This window comes from Acetobacter papayae JCM 25143, assembly GCF_000613285.1.
In the GTDB taxonomy this organism is placed as follows: domain Bacteria; phylum Pseudomonadota; class Alphaproteobacteria; order Acetobacterales; family Acetobacteraceae; genus Acetobacter; species Acetobacter papayae.
Genome location: NZ_BAIN01000019.1, coordinates 17,594 through 41,042 on the forward strand (window position 1 = coordinate 17,594; position 23,449 = coordinate 41,042).

Sequence of the window (23,449 nt, forward strand, 5' to 3'; positions counted from 1 at the left end):
TCAGCGCCAGAGGGGATGCAGCAAAAGCCGTCCTTCAAAAACAAAAGCCCGCGTGCCGGTAGAGCGCGCGGGCTTGAGCTTGAAAGCGGGTGGAAAAATCAGTCCTGAGTTTTCAGGCTGTCCACAACAATTTCGAGCAGCTTGCCATGCATGTTGCCGTTGCCAGCCACGATCATCACATCGTCAGGCAGGTCATCAAGGTCAATACCATCGGGGTCTGTGACCTGACCGCCCGCTTCACGCACGATCAGTGCACCAGCTGCGCAGTCCCACGGTTTGATGCCAAATTCCCAATACCCTTCGTAGCGTCCGGCCGCGACCCATGCGAGGTCGAGGGCTGCGGCACCAAAGCGGCGGATTCCCGCCACGCGGGGCATCAGGTTGCCCATAACGCGGGCAAAGGGCAGGCGCTGTTTGGCGGGAACCTTGGCAAAGGGAATGCCCGTAGCAAACACCGCCTCGTTCATGTCACGCCGGGCGGAAACACGCAGGCGGCGCTCGTTCAGATAAGCACCCGAGCCTTTTTCGGCCCAGAACATTTCACCGGCGGCGGGGTTGTAAACCAGCCCGGCTGCCAGTTCCACGCGTCCGTCAGGCAGGCGACGCTGCAGGCCGATGGAAATGGCCCAGTGCGGAATGCCGTGCAGGAAGTTGGTGGTGCCGTCGAGCGGGTCCACCACCCAGCGCCAGGTCCAGTTATCGCTGCCCGATGCGCCGGATTCTTCCATAAGAAAGGCATAGCCGGGCCGGGCGCGTTCCAGTTCCTCACGCAGGGTCTGTTCTGCGCGCAGATCCGCCTGGGAGACAAAGTCGCCCGGCCCCTTGATGCTGACCTGAAGCTGCTCGACTTCGTTAAAGTCACGCAGCAGGCGCTTGGCCGCTTTCTGGGCTGCGGTTTGCATCACCATCATGACGGGGGAGAGACGCATGGCCACGGTGTTTTGTCCTGACTTAAAGGGTGGAGAGACGGAAAAAGATCAGTTCTTGGCGCGTTCGACGTAGGAACCGTCTTCCGTACGAACCACGATACGCTCGCCCGCTTCGATAAAGGGCGGCACCATGGTCTTGACCCCATTGGAAAGCTTGGCAGGCTTATAGGAAGAGCTGGCGGTCTGCCCCTTGACGACGGGATCGGCCTCGACAACCTCAAGCGTGACCTGCGGCGGCAGGTCGATACCCACCGGGTCGCCTTCAACCAGATGCAGGTTGATGGTCATGTTGTCCTGAATAAAGGGAGCCTGTTCGCCCAGCAGCTCAAGCGGCACTGTCAGCTGCTCGAAGTTTTCGGGGTCCATCAGTACCAGCAGTTCACCATCGGTGTAGGAGTACAGATATTCCCGGTCTTCGGTCATCAGACGTTCGACGGTATCGGCCGTGCGCCACCGTTCGTTGGTCTTGTTGCCCGTCTTGAGGTCGCGCATTTCAACCTGAATGAAAGCGCCGCCCTTGCCGGGGGTGATGATCTGCTGCTTCAAGACCGTCCAGCGACGACCGTCATGCTCAATGACCTGACCGGCACGGATCAGGTTTGCCTGCTGTTTCATACGTGGTTCCCAAGAGGAATGGCTATTCAGGATGGGGCTTGTACAGTCCCGTGGCAGGAAGGGCAAGCACCATGGGCTGCACGCCACCTGCTGTCTTTGTATCATACAGCAAGCGGATGGCTGGACAGCCTCACTGCATCCTGCTTATAAGGCAGTGCCTTGGCGAAGCTGGATGGGTGTCCGAGCGGTTTAAGGAACTGGTCTTGAAAACCAGCGTGCGGGGAACCGTACCGTGGGTTCGAATCCCACCCCATCCGCCATAAGGTTATTTTTCTGAACATAACGTGATTGCTCTGCCGCTGCATGCGCCGGGCTACGATTAGGCCGCTTCATGGCGCGCATGAGCAGCATCCTGCGCGCCAGAGGTGGTTGTTCCGGCGTGCAGGAAGCCTTTGGGCGGTCAGGTCACGTTAGAACGCGGCTACAACACCATCGCTTCTGGGGTCGGCGGCACCTTCGAGCATGCCATCGGGGTGGTGCACGAGCGCGCCAGCATGGCCCATGAGGTCTGAAAAGGCCTCTACTTCAACAACTATATGCCCGGCGGCACTGAGTTCATGCCGTATGGTGGGATCGAGGTTGTTTTCCACTTTCAGGGCTGTGTTGTCGTCGCCCCATGTGCGGCCCAGTAGCCAGCGGGGGGCTGAAACCGCCTGCTGTAGCGGCGTATCGTAGAGTGCATAGCGGGTGAACAGGGCGGCCTGTGTCTGGGGCTGGCCTTCTCCGCCCATGGTGCCGTAGGCCATGACGCGGCCATCGGCAAAGCGGGCGATGGCCGGGTTGAGGGTATGGAAAGGCTTTTTGCCCGGAGCCAGTGTGTTCCAACCATCGGGGTCACCTTCGGGAGCAAGCTGGAAGGAGGCGCCCCGATTTTGCCAGAACAGGCCCGCGTCAGGCAGGAAAACTCCTGAGCCGAATTCGAAATACAGGCTCTGGATCATGCTCACGACCACACCCGAGGAATCGACCGCTCCCATCCATGTGGTATCGCCAGCCTGTGCCGGGTGGGGCCATGGCATGGCCTGATGGCTGTCAATGCCAGCGGCCAGTGCGCGCAGGCGGTTTTCATCATCAAGGAAAGCCTGACAATTCTCGCTCATGCTGCCGGGATCCTGCACATGCTGGTTACGAAACAGGAATGCACGTTTTGTGGCTTCCACCAGACCATGCACATAGCCAAAGCTTTCAGCCTGCGGCCTGTCGAGCAGGCTGAACAGTTTGAGAATGGCCAGTGACGCAACGCCCTGTGTGGGCGGTGGTGCGTTAAAAACCCGTACGCCGGGCAGGTCCGTGTGCAAGCTGGGTGACCCGTACGGTGTGGCTGGCGAAATCTGCATGATCAAGCGGGCTGCCCGCCTCTGCCAGACCGGTGGCCAGCATTTTGGCCAGAGGGCCTTCGTAAAAGCTGTCGAGCCCGTTACGCGCAAGGGATTCCAGTGTGCGGGCCAGGGCCGGATTGCGCCGGATATGCCCGGTCTGTGGGGCCTGTGGCACATCATAAGCCGTGCGGAATTGCGGGTTGGCCAGCAGGTCGGGCATTTTTTCGCGTAGAAGCAGCGCTTCGCTCTGGCTCATGGGGTAGCCCTGTGCCGCATGGAAAATCGCGTCTTCAAACAGCGTTTCCAGCGGCAGGCAGGGGGCTAGCTTTGCACTCTGTCGTCGGGCTTCCTGCCAGCCTGAAACCGTGCCCGCCATGGTGTTGGCGGCAAGCCCTCCGCGCCATGGCACGCTGTCATGGCCTGCGGTGCGGTAGAGTGCCTGATTAACGTTTTGTCCCGCCCGGCCAGAAGCATCGATAACGGTGGTTGTGCCGTCCGGGTAGCTATCAGCCAGAATGCATCTCCCCCCAGCCCGGTCATGTGCGGATAGACGACGGAAAGGGTGGCGGCTGTTGCGATGACGGCTTCCAGAGCCGTGCCGCCCTTGCGCAGAACGTCCAGCCCGCTCTGGCTGGCCAGATGATGCGGCGATGTAACCATGCCTCTGGTTGATCGTGGAGTATGAAGCATTTTTTGTCCCGCTTTATTGTTTGGTGGTTATGTTCTTGGCGGACGGCCAGCTTATCCGCTTCTGGCCCGGTATGCCTAATAGGGGTGCTGGCCAGCTCTGTGTGGAGGGATATTTTATCAGCATACTGATTAGTATTGCGCGCTCCTGCGCTTTGTGCAATCGTTCCGTTATCGGAATATGAAAAGCGCGACCTCTCCTGTGGACTGCGGGCTGCCGCAAGGAGCGGGCTTGGGTGCATGGGCGTAAAACAGGCCCGAAAGCTCAGGCGTGCGGCGTAATACGAACGGTGAAACGATGCTGAAACCTCTTTGTGAACAAAACGGTATTCCGGTTTACGGGCTGTATGTGAATGGCCAGTGGGTGGCGTCCGCGCAGGAGGTTCTGGCCCCTGATCACAGCCCGGCCGATAATGCCCTGATTGCGTATGTGCATCAGGCCTCCGCAACCGAAATTGAGGCCGCCCTGCACAGCGCCCAGTGTGCAGCCAAGGATTGGGCCAATACGCTGGTCGCAACTAAGGAAGCACTGTTTTTCCGCCTGCGTGAGGTCATTCTGGCGCGGCGTACGGAAATCCAGCAGCTCCTGATTCGCGAATCTGGATCGGCTTTTAAAAAAGCCCTGTGGGAAATCGATTATGTGATCGATCTCATTCAGACCATGGTGGGAGAAATCCGCCGGATCTCGGGTGAGACCATGCCGACGACCATCGATGGTCGGGTTTCCATGTCGTTCCGTCAGCCTTTGGGTGTGGTGCTGGGTATCTGCCCGTTCAACTCGCCCTTTCTGCTGACCATGAAAAAGGTCGTGCCTGCTGTTGCGGCAGGCAATGCCATTATTATCAAACCATCGGAAGAAACACCGCTTTCCGGCCTGCTGATTGCCGATTTGTTTGAAGAGGCGGGGCTGCCGCCGGGTGTGCTGAATGTCATTAACGCGGCGGTGTCGGATGTTTCACCAGCGCTGACCGAAGACCCGCGCATAAAAGCCATTACCTTTACAGGTTCGACCCGCACGGGGCGTCTGCTGGCTGAAGGGGCCGCCCGTGGGCTCAAGCGTATTACGCTGGAAATGGGCGGCAAGGGGCCGCTGGTTGTCCTGCGCGATGCCGACCTTGACGCCGCCGTGCGGGCCGCCACTTTCGGGGCGTTTTTGCATCAGGGGCAGGTGTGCATGGCCGGGTCGCGCGTGATTGTCGATTCTGCCTTGCATGATGAATTCTGCACGCGTTTTGTCGAGCGCGCGAAGCAGGTTCGCGTAGGGCCGCCCGATCAGGAAGATACAGTCGTGGGGCCGCTCATCCGGCTTTCGCAATGCGCGTTCATTGCCGGACAGATTGAGGATGCCGTGTCCAAAGGCGCGGTTGTGCGCTGTGGCGGTACGCATGACGGGCCATATTTTGCCCCGACAGTTCTGAGTGGTGTCACGCCCGCTATGCGGATTTACCATGAGGAATCCTTCGGGCCGGTCGTGTCTGTGTTGCGTGCGCAGGACACGCAGGATGCCTTGCGGCTTGCTAATGATACGGCTTATGGCCTGTCTGCTGCCGTCATGACAGAAAACCTGCGGGATGCATGGTATTTTGCACAAAATATCGAGGCGGGCATGGTGCATGTTAATGATTCGACCATTTCCGACGAGCCGCATGTGCCGTTCGGTGGTGTCAAGAGCAGTGGGTTCGGCCGGGAAGGCGGACGCTACTCCATTGAGGAAATGACGGAACTTAAATGGGTGACCTTCCAGACAGGGAAAGCCTCTTTCCCCTTCTGAGTGTTTTCGTGGTTTTGCTGTGCCGGGCCTGACCGGTGTTTGCCTGCTTCCTGTCTTTTTGGAGATAATGACATGTCCGAAAGTGTTCTGGATCCGCAGGGCGGAAAAAACAGTTCATTTCATATCGAAAGTGAAACAATATTTCCCATTCCGGAAAATGTCCGGCGTGGTAATGCGCGTTCCCTCGCCACGGTCTGGCTGGGTGCAAACCAGACTGTCCTGACTTTCATGACCGGGATGATCTATACCCAGCTTTGCAATCTTTCCATTGGCTGGGCCATTCTGGCCATTGTGCTGGGCAACGTGCTGGGTGGCGTCTTTATGGCGCTGCATGCCGCGCAGGGGCCGCATCTGGGTATTCCGCAGATGCAGCAGACCCGTGGCCAGTTTGGGGTTTATGGCTCGCTGCTGGTTATCCTGATCGTTATTTTTATGTATATCGGCTTTGCCTCGACGCTTTTTGCCATCGGGCGCGATCAGTCGGGCACGTTCTTTGGCCCGCTTTCCAGTCATCCGGCCATTTATGCCTCGGCTTTCATGGTATGGGTGCTCTGCACGGTCGGGCATGCCCTGCTTGAACGCTTTATTGCCGCGTTCTCCTATATCGCGGGGATTGTGTTTGTCGTTATGGGGGCGGTTTACCTCTTCAGCCCCTTTGGCGCGCTGAAGCTGCCTTTTTTCGCAACGCCCAGTGTGCATGATTTTCTCATGGCCATTTCGGTTGGTGTGCTGTGGCAGGTTGCCTATGCGCCTTATGTGTCTGATTATTCGCGCTATCTGCCGGTTCACACAGGGGAAAAGGAAGCGTTTTACGGCTGCCTTTCCGGCAGCACCATTGGTGCGGCTCTGCCCATGATTGTAGGCGCTTACGTGGCGGGAACGGTATCGGGCGATAATTACTATGAATCGCTCCGGCAGGTTTCGGGTATCCTGCCTGCTGTTATCTATATCGTGTTTTTTGCCTCGACCATTGTTTGCGCATCGATGCAGATTTATTGCGCAACATTGTCCAGCCTGACATTGCTCCATACATTCGTACCATCATGGAAGCCGTCCAAAAAGGCGCGGACCGTTGTTGCTGCGGTTCTGGTCTGTGCATCGGCACTGCTGACCATGAGCCTGAGCGGTGATGCCCTTGATAACATCAGTAATTTTCTGCTGCTCCTACTGGCGGTTCTGTCGCCATGGACTGCCATCAATCTGGTGGATTACTATCTGATCGAGCACGGGCGTTACGATATTCCTTCGCTCTATCGTAACGATGGCGGGGTGTATGGTCTTGTCAACGGGCTGGCCGTGAGCTGCTACGTAATCGGTATTCTCGTGCAGGTACCGTTCCTGTCCAACAGCCTGTATACGGGTGTGATTGCAAACCAGCTTGGTGGTATCGATATTTCCTGGATTTTGGGGATAGTGGTACCGGGCGTCCTTTACTGGGTTCTGGCCAGTCGGAAAAAGCAGAAAGCCCTTCGCGCAGGAGCCTGAGACAGAGCGCTTGTTCTGGTCTTGATCTTCTATAAATCCGGCGGTGTGTCTTGTCTGGGATGCGCCGCCACAACCCAGCATGAAAGCAAAAGTAATGCCGGATACGGAAACAGATATCGTTATTGTCGGCGCGGGGGCATCCGGCTGTGTCGTGGCGGGGTACCTGGCCGAACATACGGATGCCCGTATCACGTTGCTGGAAGCCGGAGGGGCCGATAAGGACCCGTTGATAAAAATACCCGCAGGCTATGCTAAGCTTCTCGAGCATGACCGGCATTTATGGAAATATGATACCGTGCCCCAGTACGGCACACCCCGGCCTTATCGGTCTGGCAAGGTCATGGGGGGAGGCTCGTCTGTCAATGCGTTGTGCTATGTGCGTGGGCAGAAGCGCGATTATGATGAGTGGAACGACGCGGTAGAAGGCGAGGAAGACTGGTCCTACGAGGAAATGCTGAAGCATTTCGTGGCACAGGAATGTAGCGATACCTTCCATAACGCCTATCATGGTGCCAGCGGCGATATGAAAATAGAGCTGACACGCCATATCAATCCGCTCAACCAGCTCTGCGTCAAGGCGTTTCAGGAATACGGACTGCCCTATAACGTGGATTACAACGGGGAGAGTCAGATAGGCGTCTCACCCGTGCAGACCAATATCCACAACGGGCGGCGTTGCAACGCTGTCGATGCCTATCTGCGTCGGCACCTGAAATCAGGGCGGGTCAAGGCTGTTACAGGTGTTACCGTTACGCGCGTGCTGATCCGCGAGGGGGAGGCCTATGGTGTGGAATATCTTGCCAGCGGGCGTACGCACAGGGTACTGGCCCGGCAGGTTGTCCTGTCGGCTGGGGCCGTGCAATCCCCCAAAATTCTTATGCATTCCGGGGTGGGACCGCAGACGGAGCTGAGTAAATTCGGTATTCCGGTCAAGGTTGATGCTCCGGAGGTGGGTGAAAACCTGCAGGATCATCCGATCTGCTGCGTGCGGACTTATGTGCGGGACAAGCTGGGGTATCAGGATATCTGTAGCGGACTGGGTGCGGCCAAGGCCGGGTTGCGGTATCTGCTGACGCGCGATGGGCCTATAGCAGGGAACGGGATCGAGACCGTATCGCACTGGAACCCGCAGGATTTCACGGCGGACCCGACCGTGCAGTGCTACCATGTGCCGGTTATTTCCGAGGATGGCCTGATCCCTACCGGCAAGCGGCCGGGTGTTACGCTGGAGGTGGTGCTGTTGCGGCCTCGCAGTCGTGGCTGGGTCAGACTGGCGGATGCAAACCCTGATTCCATGCCGCTGATCAACCCCAATTTCATGGAGGATGAGCAGGACCTGAGCGATGCCGTGGCGGCTATTCGTGCGGCACGTTTGGTCATGGCTCAGGACTCGCTGGCTCAGGTAACGGAGGAAGAACTAGCCCCCGGAGCCGCGGTGCAGAGCGATGAGGAAATCGCCCAGTGGATACGCAAGGTGGTCAATACCATGTGGCACCCTGTGGGCACCTGCCGCATGGGGAGTGATGACAGGGCAGTGGTGGATGCGCGCCTGCGCGTTAAAGGTGTTGAAAACCTGCGGGTGATTGATGCGTCCATCATGCCCAATATTGTCAGCGCCAACACCAATGCGCCATGTCAGGCGCTGGCGCGCAAGGGAGCGGTCATGCTGGCCGAAGACTATGCCCGCCAGCACTGATGCCGCAGGCACGACAAACAGGCGGATTGCGACCAATGCGCCTGAATGACCCGGATATTGTGGCGCAGGTCACCCGATGTGCTGATGCCTATGAGGAGGCTCTGGCCCGTAACGACCTGCCCGCCCTTGATGCGCTGTTTTGGAATGGGCCGGAGGTGGTGCGCTACGGTGTGGGCGAAAACCTCTATGGTGCGCAGGCTATTGCGGCGTTCCGTCGTGCCCGGCCGGGTGGTTCTCCCCCACGCGACGTGCTGTGGCGGCACATTGTTTGTGTGGATGAGACAATGGCTGTTGTCAGTCTGGAGTTTTGCCGCCTTGGTGGCACGGCCATCGGGCGGCAGATGCAGACATGGGTCAGGGGGGAGGCCGGGTGGCGTATTCTGGCTGCCCATGTATCCATGATGGCGGACAGGCCAGAAACCGCACCCTGATTGTAAACGTATAAAAACCCTTTTTACACAAATGGGTTTTTTATTGATGCGTTAGGTTGTTTCCACCAGCCAGCGTGTCAGTAATCCGTCTGGCGCGCGCAGCATGTCAAGGATACGGAAATGATCCATTTGCGGCACAGGCATGAGCGTTGTCGGGCATTGGTGGCGGTTTCTCAGGCCATGGAGTGCCGCGGCATCCCGCCCGAATACCGGTAGTTCCTGCGTGCCAAAGGCAAGGCAGAGCGGCTTGGGGCAGGGAGATAAGTGCAGCGGAGAAAATTCTTCGATTTCCTGCGCACTCAGGTTCAGTGCCGCGTTCAGGTAGGTCTCACGTAGGGGAGCGAGATCATGAATACCTGACAGGCACAGCCCTGATGTAATGAGAGAATGCCCCAGCAGTAGCGTGGCCAGCGTCCCCCCGGCCGACCAGCCGGACAGCACATAAGGCCCGCTTATCCCATGGGAATCACCCTGTTCGGCCAGCCAGTCCAGTGCCTGTTCAAGCTCGTGGACAATGCGCGTCAGGCTGGCGGCGGGGGCTAAGGTGTGGGCAGGCATGGCGACAGACCAGCCATGGGCAATGAGCCTTCAGCTAGGCAGGCGAAGTCTTCAGGCCGGTTCCACTGCCAGTACCCACCATGAATGAAAATCAGGCAGGGGGCATGGGCCCGGTGCGAGGGATATAATGTCCAGCGGTTGGCGGGCTCTGGCCCCCATTGCACATCATGCCACCCGCTTTGCGGATGCGCGCGAAAATGCGCTGAATCCGCACGCAACTGGGCCATCCACTCCCGGCTGCCCGGCACGGCGGCAACATTGTCATAGGCGGCGTCACGGGCGGCCTGTTCGGCAGAGCTGTCGCCGGTATGGGGCATGGGGCTGGCTCCGCTTTTACTGAACAGGCACGACGGGCGGGTTGAGGGGGCTGTCCGTCTCAAAAATCCTGCCCGCGCGCAGGGTAAAGGCGGGGGTAACCATGGTGTCGGTTACGACCCGAACGCCACTGTTATCCGCCATTTCAAAGCGCCCGCTTTCAAGGTTAAGCACGCTGATATCCGCCTCACGCCCCACCTGAAGTGAGCCGAGTGTGTCGGACATGCCAATCATTTTTGCCGGGTTGGCGGTTACGGTCGCCACAACCTCTTCCAGCGGCATGCCAAGATAGAGCAGCTTGGACATGGCGTTGGTCAGGCTGAATGGCGCGCGCCCGGCAAACGGGTTGGCCTGACGGTCTTCACTGTCGGTAATATCGGGCACGTTAACATTATAGCCGTGCATGTCTGCCCCCAGCGTGTAAGGGCGAATACCCGCGCGCATGACTTGTTCAGCCATCTCGAACGAAAAATGCGAGCCATGGCCTACATCAACCGTAACGCCACGCTCGAGTGCAGCCCAGACGACAGGATGAACCTCGCCTGTTTCCATGGAAATAAATCCGCCCGGATGGCGCGTGAAGGGATGTGCCAGAACATCGCCTTCTTCCAGCAGGGGGACAAGTTCGCGTACGACATCATCCGCATTGATATCGGGCGCATCCTCCCGTGTTGGCCAGAGCTGACCCAGATGGACATAAAGTGGAATACCGGCCTGCCGGGCGATTTCCTTGCCGATCTTGACCACCTCAAGCCCCCAGCGTGAAATGCCGCCGATTTCCGCATGGCCCTTGATGCCCCGCACGATATCGGCGTTATCGCGGGCAACCCGTACGCTGTGTTCGACATTCGTCTGACCGGGGCCATAGAGTTCGGGGTAGAGGTGGCCTTCAAGCCCACCCACCAGATAGGCGGACAGGAAGCACAGCACGCGCGTATCGGCTGGTTCGGCCACAAAATGGCGGAAACCGCCCAGTGTCATGCAGCTTGGGCCGCCCTGATCGATAATGGTGGTAACCCCCGAACGCACGCCAACGAGGTCAGGATTGAGGCCAAACCGGCCTGTAACATGCTGGTAGATATGCCCGTGAGTATCGATCAGCCCCGGTGCTACAATGCGGCCTGTTACGTCAATTTCTCTGGATGCCGTAATGTCTGGCCCGAGCCGGGGCGCCATGTGCGAGATCCGCCCGTTGGTGATGGCGATGTCCAGCACCTCATTTCGTTTTGTAAGCGGATCAATTACCGTGCCGGAGCGCAGGATCAGGTCAACAGGCATTATCAGACATCCTTTGTAAGATTATTGATCAGTATACTGATTTATTGACGGGGCAGGCAAGCGTAAATACCCGGCAGGAGCGGAAAAAACCGATAAACCTATGCAATGTTTGGCAGGGCAGGCGAAATCTGTTAGCTTCTCGACATGAAAAATCAGTCGTCCCCCGATATCATCGCTGAGGCCTCAGAGCCTGATCAGGCCTGGACACAGGCGATTCTGGAACGGCCCGGTTTTCTTATCCGTCGGCTGCATCAGATCCATGTCTCGCTTTTCATGGAAGAATGCAGCGGTTTTGACATAACGCCTGTCCAGTACAGTATCATGAGCATGGTCAGCCTGTATCCGGGCAAGGATCAGCATGAGCTGGGTCAGGCTATCGGTGTTGACCGGGCGACTTTAGCCAATGTGGTGGCCCGGCTTGAAAAACGCGATGTGTTGCGGCGTGAAAACGCGCAGCATGACAGGCGTGTGAAGCAGGTTTTTCTAACGCAGGCGGGGCAGGATATTCTCGATCAGATGAGCGAGCCCGCCCGCCGCGCCCATGCCCGTACAATTGAAGCCCTGCCCGTAAAAGGTCGCGCGCAGTTCATGTCCGCCATGAAAACCTTGACCGAAGCGGGAAATATTCATAGCCGGGCTCCTGTAAAATCCTGACTCTGTCAGGATTTTTTTATGGCCATTGCGCGGCTGGCCTGCCCAGTAGGCCCGCTTTTTCCAGCATGATCCCCAGTGAAAGTAGGCGTTCTTCCTGACCGGGCGCTGCGATAAGCTGAATGCCAAGCGGCATGTCGGGTGCTGTTGCATTATGTCCTGTGCAAGCCGGAGGGAGCGGAGCGCTGAGCACGGGCACACCGGCAAGGCTGATGGGCTGGGTAAACAGGCCCAGATTGGCGCGCGCGGGCACGGGTCTACCATCCAGTGTCAGGATCGGATTGGCCTGAAGCGGGGCGGGGCCGGGGGTTGCCGGGGCTATGAGAATGTCATGCTTGTTGAAAATGGCCTGTATTGCCTCACGAAACCATGTGCGGAACCGGTGTGCCTGTATCACCGGCCCTGCCTGTAACAGGGCTCCGGCCAGCAGGCGGTCGCGTGTGGCCGGGTCATAGGCCTGCGGGTTGGTGCGCAGGCGTGGCAGATGCAGGTTGCCGCCCTCGGCAGCGGTCATGAGAAAAGCAGCGGCCCGTGCGCGTTCCACTTCGGGCAGTTCTACCACATGCCGGGTGCCAGATGGTTCATGATACGGGCAATGCCATGTTCAAGCTCGGGAGCAAGATTTTTGGCAAACCACCCACCTAGGCGGGCAACCCGCAGGGTGCCGGTCTGGCTGTCCGCTACTGTTTCGGTCGCGCTGGGTGGGGTTTCTGAGGTCAGGGCAGAAAAGACAAGCCGCAGGTCGGTGGCATTGCGTGTAAACGGCCCGATCGTGTCGAGGCTGGCGGCAAAGGGATAAACTCCGTCGAGCGGCAGCCGTCCATAAGTGGGGCGCAGTCCCCACACGCCGCACAGAGAGGCAGGAACCCGGATGGAACCATTCGTGTCCGAACCAAGGGAGAAAGGCAGCAGACCCGCCGCGACACTGGCAGCCGAACCGCCCGAGGAGCCGCCCGCCAGTCTGGCTGGGTCATGCGGGTTGGCGGTGCGGCCGTAATGGGCGTTTTCGGTTACAAACCCGTAGGCGAATTCATCCATGTTCAGTGTTGCGACAGGAATGGCCCCAGCCCGGATCAGCCGGGTAATGACCAGCGCATCCTGTGTGGCGGGCGGTGTATCCGCCAGCGCCATGGACCCTGCGGTGGTGGTCATGCCTTCCAGATCGAAAAGATCCTTCACCCCGAACGGCACACCAGCCAGTGGGCCGGGTGTGCCCCCGGCATCTAGATAGGCGTCCTGTGCCGCCGCAGCATTCATGGCGCGTGTTGCCAGAACGTTTGTTACGGCATTCAGGCCATTGTCCCGCCGGGTGATGTCTTCCATGGTTGTTCGGATAATGTCGCTTACCCGCGCTTTTCCAGCGCGCACTCTCTCTGCCAGTGTCTGCACGCCCGCTGTCATGGCACATATCCAAAAGCGGGTGCGCAATGGTCCGAAAGAGGGAAGTCTTCAATCAGATCAGAATAATGCTGGAGGATGCGCATATTTTGCACAATGCCTGGCAGGTGGTCGGTAGCGAGTTCAAGCCTTGCCAGCCGGGCCAGTGCCTGCACGTCTTCCTCACTCGGGAAAGGTGCTGATGTGCTCATGAAAAGACGCCTCCTGCTATACTGCCGATCCATTCGCCCCGGCGTAAGGGGGCGGTTTTTTTTTGTGTCTGTTTACAGGTCCAGCACCAGTGTGCCTGAGCGTGCCCGGCTTACACACAGCATGATGGTGCGGCGCTGGTCATGCTCGTTTGGTGTGCGTACGCTGTCGCGGTGCAGGGGATCGCCTTCCAGCAGGCGCACTTCGCATGCACCGCACAGTCCTTCCTCGCAGGAATATTCGATATCGACCCCGGCATCCGTCAGGGCTTCGAGAATGGACTGATCCTTGCCAACAGCAATGGTGGTGCCGCTGCGTGCCAGCCTGACACTGAACCCCTCATCCGCCGCTATAGGCATGGCGGCACTGTCAGCCTCAAAACGTTCGATATGGACTGTGCTGGGGGCACGGTCTTGTGTCAGAGCCGTAAACTCGGCCAGCATCCGTGTGGGGCCGCAGCAGTAGAGGTCAGCTTGCGGTCCATGTTCGGCTATGATTGCGGCCATTGAGGTGACACGGCCACCGCATGCATGGATATGCAGCCCCGGCCTGCCGGAAAGCTGCGCATGCAGGAATGTTTCCTCCACCGAGCGGGCCCAGTAATGCAAGCAGACCGTGTGGCCACCAGCCACCAGCGCATCATACATGCACAAAAGGGCCGTAACCCCGATCCCGCCTGCCAGCAGCACGGTATCGGTCGCCCCTTCGCGCAGGCCAAAATTGTTTCTGGGCGTGCCAATTCGGATGGTATCGCCCACGCTGAGCGTATCATGCAGCCATTGCGAAGCCCCACGCCCGTCCCGCACGGCCTTGATGGCGATGGTATAGGGAGCGGATGACAGCAGAGAGTATTGTCGGCTCCGGCCATCGGGCAGGTGTACGTCGATATGGGCCCCCGGTGTTGCCGGGGGCAGGGGGGTGCCATCCTCGGCCTGCAGGGTCAGCAGGCAGATGTCCCGCCCGGCAACCTGCCGGGCGGTAATGATGGCCAGCCGGGTGGAGAGGGCCGAACCTTCAGAAGACACCGTAGGTAATTCCCATGGTCTGGATCCATTTGCGGTATTTCTGCCCCAGCAGGTCGCTGCGGTGGTGCAGTTCCAGCCGCAGATCAACCGGGATACGTTCGGGGCGCTGTGTATCGACAATGCCCGCATCCTGCGCATAGACAATGTCCTGACGGCGGCGGACATCCTCAACCGTCGGTTGCGGGTTGAAGTTCATGGCGCAGCAGATCCGCACGATGCTGGTCTGCTGATCGACCATCTGCGTGGTCAGGAACGTGCAGAAGCGGTCATCCTCATTGCCCAGATGCTGGTCTTCGGGGTTCTGGATAACCAGACGTTTTTTGAAATACGCCACAAGCGGGCGAAAGCATTTGTAAGCGTAATAGGCAATGACCGGAATCTGGCGCGGGTCGCCATAAGGCTGGGTTACGCGTACCTCGCTGGTGACCAGCCTTCCTCTGTCAGTTCCACATCATAGGGGGCGATGGGGTCGGGGTTGTCGTAAATGCCGTTTACCCCGGCATGCACAAACGGAAAATGGCTGGGGTCCATGAAGTTTTCGACCGCGCGATACCCGGAGCGGAAGGTATAGGGGCCGCAATGCACCTTCTGGTAGCTGGCGTCGTCCCATTCGGGAAAAATGGGAATGTCCTTTTCCGGGGTGCCGGTGCTGACCCAGATAAAACCGTACCGTTCCTTGACGGGGTGGGTAATGGCTCGGGCCTTTTTCATGGGGGGCTCGTTGGGGGCTGCGGGAATAAGCACGCAACTCCCCTGATCGTTATAGCGCCAGCCATGATAGGGGCAGACAACGGTATCGCGCTCGATACACCCTTTGGACAGGCGTGCGCCACGGTGGATGCACAGATCGTCCCATGCGTGCACATCGCCCGAGGCGGAGCGCCAGAGCACCAGATCGCGTTCCATAAGGGTTACGGGCAGCAGCTTGCCCTGTTCCAGATCAGTGGAATAGGCAACAACGTGCCAGTCGTTCAGCAGGGCGGAATCCGTGCACCCTTCCAGTTCGGACAGGATGGTTTTGACAGACATGCAATGTCTCCATGGCTAGGGGGGCGTGCCGTTTTTATATCAGTATACTGATTATTTTTGCCGTGCAAGACCATTCTGATGCCAGAACAAAAACGCCAAGCCGTCATACATGGCTGAGCGGGTATCCGGGCCTGTGCGTTTTTTTTGCGTTTTTTTGCCCGGTGTTGACGGCGCAAGCGGGTCTGGGGCACCAAGGGCGGGCGTTTTCGGTATCGCGCAGGGGTGATCCCGGCTGTTACAGGGGCATAAAGGACGCATGGCAAGCGCTGTTGATATTCGTCGCGCGCGTATTCTTGAACTGGTTAACCAGCGTGGATATCTGAGCAGCGAGGAACTGGCCCGTGTGCTTGATGTTACGGTGCAGACAGTCCGGCGCGATGTAAACTGCATGGATGCCCAAGGGTGGCTGACCCGGCATCATGGTGGGGCCAGCCCGCTCTCGCAGGCCGAGAATATCGATTATTCCGACCGCCAGATCCTGCATCTGCGCGAAAAGGAAGCCATAGGCCGCGAGGCCGCCCGCGCCATACCGGATGGAGCCTCGCTATTCATCAATATCGGCACCACCACCGAGGCCTTTGCCCGTAGCCTGCGTGGGCACAGGGCGCTGCGGGTCATAACCAACAATATCCATGTCGCCAGTCTTCTGGCCCCAGCTCCCGATTGTAGCCTGATTATTGCAGGCGGCAGCGTGCGCCTGCGCGATGGCGGGATTGTCGGCCCGGCGGCAGCCGCCATGATCGAGCAGTACCGCGCCGATTTCGGGGTGATCGGGATAAGCGGGATTGATGAGGATGGCACGCTGCTGGATTTCGATGCGGATGAAATCAACGCGGCCCAGGCGATCCTGCGCAATGCGCGTACGGTGTTTCTGCTGGCGGATCACACCAAGTTCCACCGCAGGCCCATGGCGCGTGTGGGGCATATTGCGCAGGTCAGCGCGTTTTATACTGACCAGCCACCCCCGGCGGGAATCCGCACCATCCTGCAGGAGAACAATGTGCGGTTGCACGTCGTTTCCAGCGATGGAACGGGCCAGACTGGGTAGTTTTTTTCGTAAACGAACACGTTTGCGCGGAGTCTGGTGTGGGCTTGCGCGAAAATCTTGCTTTTTGTTTTCGTTTTCGAATAAGCTGTGGACAATTTCGTTTTGATGGAACCAGCCCGGATCATGTCACAGACTGTATCAACCAACGTCCCTTATGACCTGCTCGTTGTCGGCGGTGGGGTAAACGGCGCGGGTATCGCACGCGATGCGACCGGGCGCGGTGCCTCTGTTCTGCTGGTGGAGCAGGATGATCTGGCCAGCTATACCTCATCGGCCAGCACAAAGCTGGTGCATGGTGGCCTGAGGTATCTGGAATATTATGAATTCCGGCTGGTGCGTGAAGCGCTCATGGAGCGTGAGCGCCTGCTGAAAATCGCACCGCACATTATCTGGCCCATGCGCTTTGTGCTACCGCATTCCAAGCTGGTGCGTCCGGCATGGATGCTCCGGGCCGGGCTGTTCCTTTACGATCATCTGGCGTCCAACATGACGCTCCCCAAGTCGCACGGGGTGGATTTCCGGGTGCATTCATCCGGCCGGGCGCTCAAGCCGGAATACACCAAGGGCTTTATCTATTCCGATGGTTGGGTGCAGGACAGCCGTCTGGTTGTGCTCAACGCCATTGACGCGGCGCAGCGCGGTGCGGACATCCGTACCCGCACCCGGCTTATTGCCGCCAGCCGTGTAGATGGCGTGTGGGAAGCCACGCTGGAAGACCGCGCCACGGGTGCGCACACCACCGTGCGGGCGCGGGCTATGGTCAACGCGGCCGGGCCTTGGGTGGCGCGGCTGCTGGCAGATACGCTCAAGGTGCCCAATTCCAAGTCTGTCCGTCTGGTCAAGGGCAGCCACATTATTGTGCCGCGTGTCTTTGAAGGCCCGCAGGCCTATATTTTCCAGAACCCGGACAAGCGTATCGTTTTTGCCATTCCCTACGAGCAGGACTTCACCCTGATCGGCACCACCGATATTCCGTGGGAGCAGGAACCGGGCAAGGTTGCCATTGCCCCGGAAGAAATCAGCTATCTGTGCGAAAGCGTAAACCGGTATTTCCGCACCACGGTCAGCGAGTCCGATGTGGTCTGGAGCTACGCGGGCCTGCGTCCTCTGTATGATGATGCCTCAGCCAATGCCTCGGCAGTTACGCGCGATTACGTGCTGGATCTGGATACGCAGGGTGGCGCACCGCTGCTGTCCATTTTTGGTGGCAAGATCACGACATACCGCAAGCTGGCCGAGCACGCGCTGGAAAAGCTGGCGCCGGTTCTGCCTGCCGTGTCTGGCCAGAGCTGGACTGCGAATGAGGTTCTGCCCGGTGGCGACATTGGCGAAGGTGGGTTTGGTGGCGCACTGGACCGGCTGAACCACGCGGCTCCGTGGCTGCCCGAAGGTCTTGCCTGGCGTCTGATGCGTAATTATGGCAGTCGGGCGTACGAGATTATTGGCAATGCGACATCTCTGGATGAGATGGGCTTGCTGGCGGGGAGTGATCTGGGTACACGCGAGATCGATTATCTGATAACCCATGAATGGGCCCGCACAGCGGAGGATGTTCTGTGGCGGCGTAGCAAGCTGGGCCTGCATCTGGATGAAGAAGCCAAAGCCGGAGTGGAAGCCTATATGCGGCAGAAGCTCGGGTAAAACCGGCCAGACCGCCTGAGCCCTTTCCTGAAAAACAAGAATAAAAAAAGAGGAAAGACATGAACAAAACCAGATTTACCCTGCTGGGTGAATTGATCTCCGAATGGCTGGCCACGCTGATTATCGTCATGATTGGCGATTCCGCCGTGGCCATGTACGCGCTGTATGACCCCAGCCCGTACAAGCTTTCCTACTGGGGGCTGGCCATTACGTGGGGGCTTGGCGTTACCATCGCCATTTATGTGACTGGCGCTGTTTCTGGCACGCATGCCAACCCGGCAGTTACACTCGCACTAGCCTGTTACCGTGGCTTTTCATGGAAAAAAGTCGTGCCGTACTGGGCAGCCCAGATTCTGGGGGGCTTTGCCGGTGCCGCATTGGTTTATGCGCTGTATGGGCCGGTGATCGTGCATTTCGCACAGGTGCACCAACTCGATTTTGTTCATGATGGTGCTGCTGGCGGCGTGTTCTTCACCATGCCGGGCGAGGCGATAACGCCCCTGCATGCCCTGACTGACGAGATCATTCTCACGGCGTTTCTGGTGCTCGGCATTTTCGCCATCACCTGTGAATATAATACGGTAGCTCCGCAGGCCAATTCCGGCGCGCTGATCATTGGCCTTCTGGTGGCCATTATCGGGGCGGCGTCCGGCAATCTGGAAGGCTGGGCGCTTAATCCGGCGCGTGACTTCGGGCCGCGCCTGTTCTGCTATGTTGCCGGCTGGGGGGCTTCCGCCTGCCGGGACCTCAAAACTACTGGTGGGTGCCCATTGTCGGGCCACTATGCGGCGGGCTTGTCGGTGCCACGCTGTATCAGTGCCTGCTGCGCCCATTCATGCCCGCAAAATCAGCCAGTTCCGCTTTTTCGGCTGACTGAGCGTTCGACCCGGAAGGACTATTCCACATGAGCATGCAAGACTGTGTCCTGGCCATTGATCAGGGAACGACCTCAACCCGTAGTATCGTCTTTGACCGGAATGCGCAGGAACTGGCGGCGGCACGGCAGGAATTTCCCCAGCATTATCCGAATGCCGGATGGGTGGAGCATTGCCCGGAAGATATCTGGCGCGATGTGCTGAATACGGCCCGCGAAGCCCTTGAAAAAAGCGGTGCGCGCGACCGGGTGGCGGGTATTGGTATTACCAACCAGCGCGAAACCATCGTGGTATGGGAGCGCGCTACGGGTAAACCGATCCACCGCGCCATTGTCTGGCAGGACCGCCGCACGGCCACAATTTGCCAGAAACTGCGTGAGGACGGGGCTGAAAATCTGGTGCGTGAGCGCACCGGCCTGCTGCTGGACCCGTATTTTTCGGCCACCAAGCTCGCATGGATACTCGACAATGTTGAGGGCGCACGCGCTCGTGCCGAAAAGGGTGAACTAGCCTTTGGCACGATCGACTCCTTCATTCTGTGGCGGCTGACGGGTGGAAAGGTGCATGCAACAGATGCCACCAACGCCGCGCGCACATCGCTGTTCGATATTCATCGCCAGATCTGGGACGAGGAGCTTTTGCGCCTGTTCCGTATTCCTGCGGCCCTGCTGCCCGAAGTCAAGGACAGCAGCACCCTGTATGGCGAGACTGATCCGGCTCTGTTCGGGCGGGCCATTCCCATTGCCGGTATCGCGGGCGACCAGCAGGCCGCTGTGGTGGGGCAGGCGTGTTTTACGCCCGGTATGGCCAAGGCCACGTATGGCACCGGCTGCTTTGTTCTGCTCAATACGGGCGACAAGCCGGTTATCTCGAGCAACCGGATGCTGACCACCATTGCCTACCGGCTGAATGGCAAAGCTACCTACGCGCTTGAAGGCTCCATTTTTGTGGCTGGTGCGGCCATCAAATGGCTGCGTGACGGGTTGCACCTGATTACCCATGCCTCCCAGACCGACGACATGGCTACTCGCGTGCCCCATAGCCACGGTGTGTATATGGTGCCCGGTTTCGTGGGGCTGGGTGCTCCGCACTGGGACCCGGACGCCCGTGGGCTGATCTGCGGGCTGACGCTGGATGCGACAGCAGCGCATATTGCCCGTGCCGCGTTGGAATCCGTAGCGTTTCAGACCCTCGATCTGGTTACGGCCATGCAGCAGGATGGCGCTGTTGCGGCCGAGAGCATTCGCGTGGATGGCGGGATGTCGGCCAATGACTGGTACTGCCAGTTTTTGGCCGATATGCTTCAGGCCAAGGTCGAGCGCCCGCTTAATGTGGAAACCACAGCCATGGGGGCGGGTTTTCTGGCCGGTATGGCAACAGGTATCTGGGAAAACGAAGAGACTGTCGCCACGGAATGGGCCAGAGGCTCCCTGTTTGAACCCAAGATGGAACAGGGGCAGCGCCGCACCATGATTGCCGGATGGCATGAAGCGGTCAAACGCACGCTCAGCACTTATCCCGCAGGCTGAGTGCAGCCTTGCAAACTCACCCCGGCGCCTAAACTGCCGGGGTGAGTTTATTTATAAAAACCCTCAGATTATCTCAGTGTTGTTTCGGTTTTTCCAGTAGGCCGTTCGGGCGGTAAAGGTTTTGCCATTAGCCGTGCCAGCGGGCTGAATATCTGCGGACACCACCCCAGTAGCAAGGCTACGGTGCAGGCGCAGAGCGAGAGTAGCCCGGCCCAGAGCAGCCCCCCGAACCCACTATTTTCATGCTTAATCGCGCCAGTCAGGGCGAATAGCAGCAGGGCTGTGGCCACGAGCCGGATCAGCCGTGCCCGCTGGGTGGAGAGTTCTGCCGTGCCTGTCGCGCGGCGGTGGGTGAACTGTGTCAGGGCCAGCAGGGCAAAGGCCATGAACAGGCATAGGCCAAGAGGCAGGTAGAACAGGTAGGCGGCCATTATGTGGTTTTCCCGGCAGGCTGGCGGGGTGCGGTGGTGGCGTTCTGTTTCCTGCGCGCCAGTCTGATGGCTGTCAGCAAAGCCAGCGCACTGCCCGCAAGCAATACCAGATCCATGCCGCCAACAGGCCAAAGATAGCGGTGGGAGAGTGTATGAAGCGGGTGATCTCCCGTTGTCAGCCAGTTCAGTACTGCGGCCAAAGCTGCCAGAATGCTGATGGCTGCACTTTGGCTAACCCATATCCCGCGTGGCCAGAACCACCCGTGCAAAAAAGTGGCAAGCCAGACAAGGTAAAAGCACCAGACTTCCAGCGCGGCCCGTTCAACCCCCAGAATATGTGCGCCGGGTAGCAGAAGGCGGTTACTGATGAAAAAAGCCAGTGTTGCAATAATAATGCCGGTAATCGAACCTGCACTTAGTCCTTCCACCAACCTGAAACCGAATGTGCCCGCCTGTCTGGCGCGGCGGGATTCCTGCCAGAACAGATAACCCGTAGCGATCATGCAGCAGCTACCAAGCCCCAGCACGAAATACAGCCAGCGCAGTACCCAGTGATGGAAATGGATGAAATGCAGGCCGCTTAGAAAGCGCTGGGCACGTATGATCGGGCGGGGTGCGGGCGGGTGCGACAGCAGTTCGCCGGTTGTGCTGCTGAAAGCCACCACATCCCTGTTCATGACAACCTGTTGTTCGGTGCTCCGAAAGAACGCGATGCGGCCGGTTGTTTTGCCGGGATTGAACACCAGTACGGTCTCGGGCCTGTCACCTCCCCATAGAGCATTGGCCTGTTTGAATGTTTCATCTAGCGAGACGACAGGCGCACCGGGCTGTCCGGGCTTGGTGTTGAGGAACGACAGGCTATTGGCCTCGTAAAAATATCCGCGCGGGGAGGGATAAAGTGTTTTGATGCCGGTGGGGAAAAACGTTGCCCCCAGAATGGTCAGGCCCGAAAAGGTCAGGATGATATGGAATGGCAACCCCAGCACACCGGAGAGATTGTGCAGGTCTAGCAATAGCCGCCGGGACTGCTTGCGCGGACGGAAGGTAAAAAACTCCGCAAAAATCTTGCGGTGAATGATAACTCCGCTCACGCACAGAACCAGCATGGCCATGGAGGCCAGCCCCACCAGCCACTCTCCCAAATTCATCAGCTTGATGTGCAGCGTGTAATGAAAGGGGAAAATAAACCCGCTGGCTCCAAGGGTGCCTGTATCAGGCAGCACATGCCCCGATACCGGGTCGATATCGTGGCTGACAGCCCCGCTTTTGCTGCGGTAATGCACGCTTGCAACCGACTGGCGATCATTGGGTAGTTCCACATTCCAGAAAGGTGCTCGCGCCGCAATGGCCTCGTTCAGCGATGGGCGGAAACTCTCCAGAGGGAGTGCCTGCGCCGCTGGGGGCAGGCGTGTGGCGGGTTTCATCCACTGGTCTATCTCGATATCGAAAACCGAGAGTGTTCCCATCCAGAAAATGGCAAACAGAATGCAGCCCAGCACCACACCGGACCATGTGTGCAGCCAGCCCATGGCGCGGCGGAAATCGGGTTCCATGTCAGTGCCCCTGCGAGAAAAAGAAGGGCGCGATGTGTCCGGCCACGATCAGCGCGCAGAACACCACAAAAGGATTCCCGATCCTGCGTGCGCCAAAAACCCACAGGATGAGGCAGGGATACAGGAGAAAAGCCAGCATCATACTGAGTGTTGTGGCCTCTACCCGCGGTAGACCGCAGGCGATCATCAGAAAGGCGAATAGGACGAAAGATGCGGATGTAGCCCAGTATCCGCCCCCCAGAGTCAGTATGATGCGTCCGGTTGTTTTCAGCCCTGATTGCGCCATCAGAAGTCCGCCGTTACCCCGAAGCGGAACGTACGTGGCGCACTGAGAGAAAGGTAGTTGTAACCACCCGAGTTCCAGTAGCGTTCGTTGGTGACATTATCGACATTGAGCATGAAGGTCAGCTTTCCCTCCTGCGAGGCAGGGTTTTTCATGGAATAGCGCGCACCCATGTCCAGCCTGACCCAGCCGGGAATACGCCTGCGGTTAGAGGTGCTGTTTTCGATATATTCAAAGGCCGTGTACATGACATCTGCCGTCACAGCGAGGTTTTTCACAAACGGGATATCGTAATCCAGCCCCATGTTGAAGTTAACCGGTGCGGTATTGGGGGCACGCTGGCCATCATAAGCACCTCCTTGGGTTTTCTTCATGCGGGCGTCAATCAGCATCACACCGCCCGTGGCCCGTAATCCGTGAACGATTTCGCCCGCAATATTGAGTTCCAGTCCCCGGTTGCGCTGCTCACCATTTTCAGACTGGATGTTGGTTTTGACATCATAGGTGAGGCTGGGCTGGGTGATCTGGAAGACATCAAAGCTGACAATGAATTTTTTCAGGTCTGCTTTTATGCCCACTTCATACTGCGTGGATTTGTAGGGTGCGAAAACCTGTCCCGCATTGGCATAGTTGGAGGCAACAGTGCCGCCCTGCTGAAGGCCCTGAATCCAGTTGCCATAAATGGAAACATTCTTAAGAGGCTTGAATACGGC

21 protein-coding genes, 1 tRNA gene and 3 pseudogenes are annotated in these 23,449 nt (G+C 58.5%); 10 read left to right on the forward strand and 15 right to left on the reverse strand.

What is annotated here, in order from left to right; all coding sequences use genetic code 11:
* Nucleotides 1-98 precede the first annotated feature (98 nt).
* Nucleotides 99-929 carry an inositol monophosphatase family protein gene (locus JCM25143_RS06690; protein ID WP_025860453.1) on the reverse strand — a complete coding sequence of 277 codons (831 nt, stop codon included), beginning with the start codon at nt 927-929 and terminating at the stop codon, nt 99-101.
* Between the two features lie 48 nt (nt 930-977).
* On the reverse strand, nt 978-1,544 hold the full coding sequence (gene efp / locus JCM25143_RS06695; RefSeq protein ID WP_025860454.1) for an elongation factor P: 567 nt from the start codon (nt 1,542-1,544) through the stop codon (nt 978-980).
* Nucleotides 1,545-1,714: 170 nt separating this feature from the next.
* Here efp and JCM25143_RS06700 point away from each other — a divergent pair.
* Nucleotides 1,715-1,804: transfer RNA gene (locus JCM25143_RS06700), tRNA-Ser, on the forward strand.
* Nucleotides 1,805-1,954: 150 nt separating this feature from the next.
* Here the strand turns inward: JCM25143_RS06700 and JCM25143_RS17585 are convergent.
* Nucleotides 1,955-3,454: pseudogene (locus JCM25143_RS17585) on the reverse strand (gamma-glutamyltransferase family protein).
* A 394-nt stretch (nt 3,455-3,848) separates the two neighbouring features.
* Between JCM25143_RS17585 and JCM25143_RS06710 the strand changes: the two are divergent.
* The 4 genes from JCM25143_RS06710 (at nt 3,849) to hpxZ (ending at nt 8,933) form a co-directional block, all read left to right on the forward strand.
* Nucleotides 3,849-5,321, forward strand: a complete 1,473-nt coding sequence (locus JCM25143_RS06710) for an aldehyde dehydrogenase family protein (protein WP_051543024.1) — start codon at nt 3,849-3,851, stop codon at nt 5,319-5,321.
* 72 nt (nt 5,322-5,393) lie between these two features.
* Nucleotides 5,394-6,806 carry a purine-cytosine permease family protein gene (locus JCM25143_RS06715; protein WP_025860456.1) on the forward strand — a complete coding sequence of 471 codons (1,413 nt, stop codon included), beginning with the start codon at nt 5,394-5,396 and terminating at the stop codon, nt 6,804-6,806.
* A gap of 79 nt (nt 6,807-6,885) precedes the next feature.
* Complete coding sequence (locus JCM25143_RS06720) at nt 6,886-8,502, forward strand: GMC family oxidoreductase (protein ID WP_035370623.1); 1,617 nt, start codon at nt 6,886-6,888, stop codon at nt 8,500-8,502.
* Between the two features lie 35 nt (nt 8,503-8,537).
* The gene (gene hpxZ, locus JCM25143_RS17590; protein ID WP_035370624.1) at nt 8,538-8,933 is read left to right on the forward strand and encodes an oxalurate catabolism protein HpxZ; all 396 of its coding nucleotides are present in this window, start codon (nt 8,538-8,540) and stop codon (nt 8,931-8,933) included.
* Between the two features lie 51 nt (nt 8,934-8,984).
* Here hpxZ and JCM25143_RS23715 read toward each other — a convergent pair whose 3' ends face one another.
* The 3 genes from JCM25143_RS23715 to JCM25143_RS06735 are packed head-to-tail and all read right to left on the reverse strand — an operon-like array spanning nt 8,985 to nt 11,084.
* Nucleotides 8,985-9,491: an alpha/beta hydrolase gene (locus JCM25143_RS23715; protein ID WP_234395045.1), complete on the reverse strand. Its 507-nt coding sequence runs from the start codon at nt 9,489-9,491 to the stop codon at nt 8,985-8,987.
* A complete protein-coding gene (locus tag JCM25143_RS23720; RefSeq protein ID WP_234395051.1) occupies nt 9,473-9,808 on the reverse strand; it encodes a hypothetical protein in 336 nt (111 codons plus the stop codon). The genes JCM25143_RS23715 and JCM25143_RS23720 overlap by 19 nt, the downstream gene beginning before the upstream one ends.
* Before the next feature lie 16 nt (nt 9,809-9,824).
* Nucleotides 9,825-11,084 (reverse strand): amidohydrolase/deacetylase family metallohydrolase, encoded by a 1,260-nt coding sequence (locus JCM25143_RS06735; protein WP_025860458.1) that lies wholly within the window; start codon nt 11,082-11,084, stop codon nt 9,825-9,827.
* 144 nt (nt 11,085-11,228) lie between these two features.
* Between JCM25143_RS06735 and JCM25143_RS06740 the strand changes: the two genes are divergently transcribed.
* Nucleotides 11,229-11,738 (forward strand): MarR family winged helix-turn-helix transcriptional regulator, encoded by a 510-nt coding sequence (locus JCM25143_RS06740; RefSeq protein ID WP_025860459.1) that lies wholly within the window; start codon nt 11,229-11,231, stop codon nt 11,736-11,738.
* A 16-nt stretch (nt 11,739-11,754) separates the two neighbouring features.
* On the opposite strand, the pseudogene JCM25143_RS17600 reads toward JCM25143_RS06740, so the two are convergent.
* The 5 genes and pseudogenes from JCM25143_RS17600 to JCM25143_RS22715 all read right to left on the reverse strand — a co-directional run bounded on the left by JCM25143_RS17600 (nt 11,755) and on the right by JCM25143_RS22715 (nt 15,376).
* Nucleotides 11,755-13,136 (reverse strand): annotated as a pseudogene (locus JCM25143_RS17600) (AtzE family amidohydrolase).
* Nucleotides 13,133-13,324: a DUF4089 domain-containing protein gene (locus JCM25143_RS06750; protein WP_025860460.1), complete on the reverse strand. Its 192-nt coding sequence runs from the start codon at nt 13,322-13,324 to the stop codon at nt 13,133-13,135. Before JCM25143_RS06750 ends, JCM25143_RS17600 begins: the two are co-directional and overlap by 4 nt.
* A gap of 72 nt (nt 13,325-13,396) precedes the next feature.
* Nucleotides 13,397-14,347, reverse strand: coding sequence for a PDR/VanB family oxidoreductase (locus JCM25143_RS06755; protein WP_025860461.1), 951 nt, complete (start codon nt 14,345-14,347; stop codon nt 13,397-13,399).
* Nucleotides 14,337-14,681 (reverse strand): hypothetical protein, encoded by a 345-nt coding sequence (locus JCM25143_RS22710; RefSeq protein WP_199897842.1) that lies wholly within the window; start codon nt 14,679-14,681, stop codon nt 14,337-14,339. The genes JCM25143_RS06755 and JCM25143_RS22710 overlap by 11 nt, the downstream gene beginning before the upstream one ends.
* Nucleotides 14,682-14,752: 71 nt before the next feature.
* Nucleotides 14,753-15,376, reverse strand: coding sequence for an aromatic ring-hydroxylating oxygenase subunit alpha (locus JCM25143_RS22715; protein ID WP_199897843.1), 624 nt, complete (start codon nt 15,374-15,376; stop codon nt 14,753-14,755).
* Nucleotides 15,377-15,632: 256 nt separating this feature from the next.
* On the opposite strand from JCM25143_RS22715, the gene JCM25143_RS06770 reads away from it, so the two are divergent.
* From JCM25143_RS06770 to glpK, 4 genes and pseudogenes are all read left to right on the forward strand, one after another.
* The gene (locus JCM25143_RS06770) at nt 15,633-16,424 is read left to right on the forward strand and encodes a DeoR/GlpR family DNA-binding transcription regulator (RefSeq protein WP_025860463.1); all 792 of its coding nucleotides are present in this window, start codon (nt 15,633-15,635) and stop codon (nt 16,422-16,424) included.
* Nucleotides 16,425-16,529: 105 nt separating this feature from the next.
* The gene (gene glpD, locus JCM25143_RS06775; protein ID WP_081773499.1) at nt 16,530-18,065 is read left to right on the forward strand and encodes a glycerol-3-phosphate dehydrogenase; all 1,536 of its coding nucleotides are present in this window, start codon (nt 16,530-16,532) and stop codon (nt 18,063-18,065) included.
* A 59-nt stretch (nt 18,066-18,124) separates the two neighbouring features.
* Nucleotides 18,125-18,942, forward strand: a pseudogene (locus JCM25143_RS17610) (MIP/aquaporin family protein).
* A gap of 27 nt (nt 18,943-18,969) precedes the next feature.
* Complete coding sequence (gene glpK / locus JCM25143_RS06785; RefSeq protein WP_025860465.1) at nt 18,970-20,469, forward strand: glycerol kinase GlpK; 1,500 nt, start codon at nt 18,970-18,972, stop codon at nt 20,467-20,469.
* A gap of 68 nt (nt 20,470-20,537) precedes the next feature.
* Here glpK and JCM25143_RS06790 read toward each other — a convergent pair whose 3' ends face one another.
* The 4 genes from JCM25143_RS06790 to JCM25143_RS06805 form a co-directional block, all read right to left on the reverse strand.
* The gene (locus JCM25143_RS06790) at nt 20,538-20,900 is read right to left on the reverse strand and encodes a DUF3325 domain-containing protein (protein ID WP_025860466.1); all 363 of its coding nucleotides are present in this window, start codon (nt 20,898-20,900) and stop codon (nt 20,538-20,540) included.
* Complete coding sequence (locus JCM25143_RS06795) at nt 20,900-22,453, reverse strand: PepSY-associated TM helix domain-containing protein (RefSeq protein ID WP_025860467.1); 1,554 nt, start codon at nt 22,451-22,453, stop codon at nt 20,900-20,902. Before JCM25143_RS06795 ends, JCM25143_RS06790 begins: the two co-directional genes overlap by 1 nt.
* A gap of 1 nt (nt 22,454) precedes the next feature.
* Nucleotides 22,455-22,739, reverse strand: a complete 285-nt coding sequence (locus JCM25143_RS06800; protein ID WP_025860468.1) for a hypothetical protein — start codon at nt 22,737-22,739, stop codon at nt 22,455-22,457.
* Nucleotides 22,739-23,449: TonB-dependent receptor (locus JCM25143_RS06805; RefSeq protein ID WP_025860469.1), on the reverse strand; the 711-nt coding region annotated here is incomplete at its 5' end. The genes JCM25143_RS06805 and JCM25143_RS06800, both read right to left, overlap by 1 nt.